Here is a 1,772-nt window from a genome sequence, read left to right as displayed (position 1 = left end):
AAACATGATTTGCGTGATCCTGCGTAGAAACGAAAACGGCCAGCAAATCGGCTGGCCGTGTTTTGTGATGATTAGTTCATGGTTAGCTACAGGATCAATGCAACTGCTAACGCCATGAACGATGTGAACATGATCCATTCATAGCGCGATAGACTGGCAAGCCTGAGAACCACAACGATGGCTGCAAGCGTCACCAGAATGACGACGAGCAGGTAGTTCGGAATTACAACAATCATTGATGCGCCTCCGTTTGCGGTAATCATCACGACTACCGCATCCGGGTTGTCACGATGTATAAGTCTTTGGACTACTAGGCGTCCTGCGATGCCATCGCCATCGGGCGACCGCGATTGAGCCGGGCTTCTTTGAACAAACCGTTGACATTCGCGCTCGTTCGCGTGCCTTTCGGCATGTTGCTGAAATTCACATTTACGTTCGCGCTGCCATCGACCTTAACAGCACCATTGTTATCGTGCAGATGCTTGCGGATGATGCGGTCGGCGAGATGAGCACCGGTCTCACCGTGGGCAGTCTGCTCAGGAAAGAACGTATCAAACTGAGCAGTACGACGTGCAAGCTCCTTGCCCCATCCGCTCATAAACGAGTCGTGGCTCTGAGGTCCGCGCATTCCCGGATACGGATTGCCGCCGATGTTGGTCATTGCACCGCGGGTGAAGAAGCCAATTCCCTGCTGATGGATCATGTAAAGCTCTGACGGCGTAGGATCGCGACCAAAGCGACGCTTGAACTCCTTTGCATGGTCAGACAGCATATGAGCCGCTGCCATCGCGTTATCACGAGCGTTGTAGATCGAGCCGCTACCGTATTTCGCCCATTCATCGCGGCCCATCTGGAACAAACCCTTGTATTGAGTGGCTCTATTCCAATTGCTCTGCGGATGCATATTGGACTCTATGCTTGCGATGCCGCGAAGCATGTTGGCATCGAGGCCGTACTTCTTTGCTGCATCCGCTATGGCGGCTTCGGTATCGGCGCTGCCAAGGTTAGGCTTCTTGCCGTATGCCTTCATCGAGAAGTCGCGCGCTGCACCGATTTTAGCCACAGTGCCTTTCACGGACTTGGGTACCTGACCTTGGCTGATCGCTTTCAGCGGGAAGTCGTCGTTTCCAAACTTGGGAGAGGAGCCTGCGCTGCTGTTAGCGCCGCCGACTTCGCTGGGATGATAAGCGGCATTCACCATCCTGCCGCCACCTACGCCACCGCCGTTGTACGACATGGGCGCAAAGCCAAACCCCATCAACTGCCTGAATGCATCAAAGAGACCTTTCGTTGTCCCTCTCGCAACAGCATCTTCGTCGGCCTTGTGATCGAAGGCGGAAAACCCTTCATCGATGCGACCTTGAGGCGTCATCTTGCTGCCGGGAACGCCGGTCATTTTCTCGAAGAGGCGACCAAAGATAGAGTCCTTGGCAAATCCGCTGGTGCCAGCCTCGTGATACTTGCGAAGCGACTCGCCGATCTTATCGATTGATGCCGCGAAGTTAGAGATCATGTGAGCGGCAGGCTCACCAAATTCATTGGTAAGGTCGATGCCGAAACCTTTGAGGTTCATATCCAGCTTGGTGAACGCGTCATCAAGATCGTGCAGAACCTTCATATTAGTCGGATGGTTTTTCTCGAAATTGAAGCCTTCCTTCATCGCTTCATTAAGGTCTTTGAGACTGCGTGTTGCGAACTCGGCAGGTAAACCCAGAAACTCCAGCCATTTGCGTTTCTGGTCTGGCGGAACGTTGTGCTTGGCCATGAACGTC

The 1,772-nt window shown here is 53.4% G+C and carries 2 protein-coding genes; both read right to left on the bottom strand.

Features of this window, described 5'->3' with window-relative positions; translation table 11 throughout:
- Positions 1-86: 86 nt before the first annotated feature.
- Complete coding sequence (locus tag AS156_RS43215; protein WP_160331048.1) at positions 87-236, bottom strand: hypothetical protein; 150 nt, start codon at positions 234-236, stop codon at positions 87-89.
- Between the two features lie 74 nt (positions 237-310).
- A partial coding sequence (locus AS156_RS40125) for a transglycosylase SLT domain-containing protein (RefSeq protein WP_148659587.1) occupies positions 311-1,772 on the bottom strand: 1,462 nt, incomplete at its 5' end.

The organism is Bradyrhizobium macuxiense, assembly GCF_001542415.1.
GTDB classification, from domain to species: Bacteria; Pseudomonadota; Alphaproteobacteria; order Rhizobiales; family Xanthobacteraceae; genus Bradyrhizobium; species Bradyrhizobium macuxiense.
This window is presented reverse-complemented; position numbering and strand designations above follow the sequence as displayed.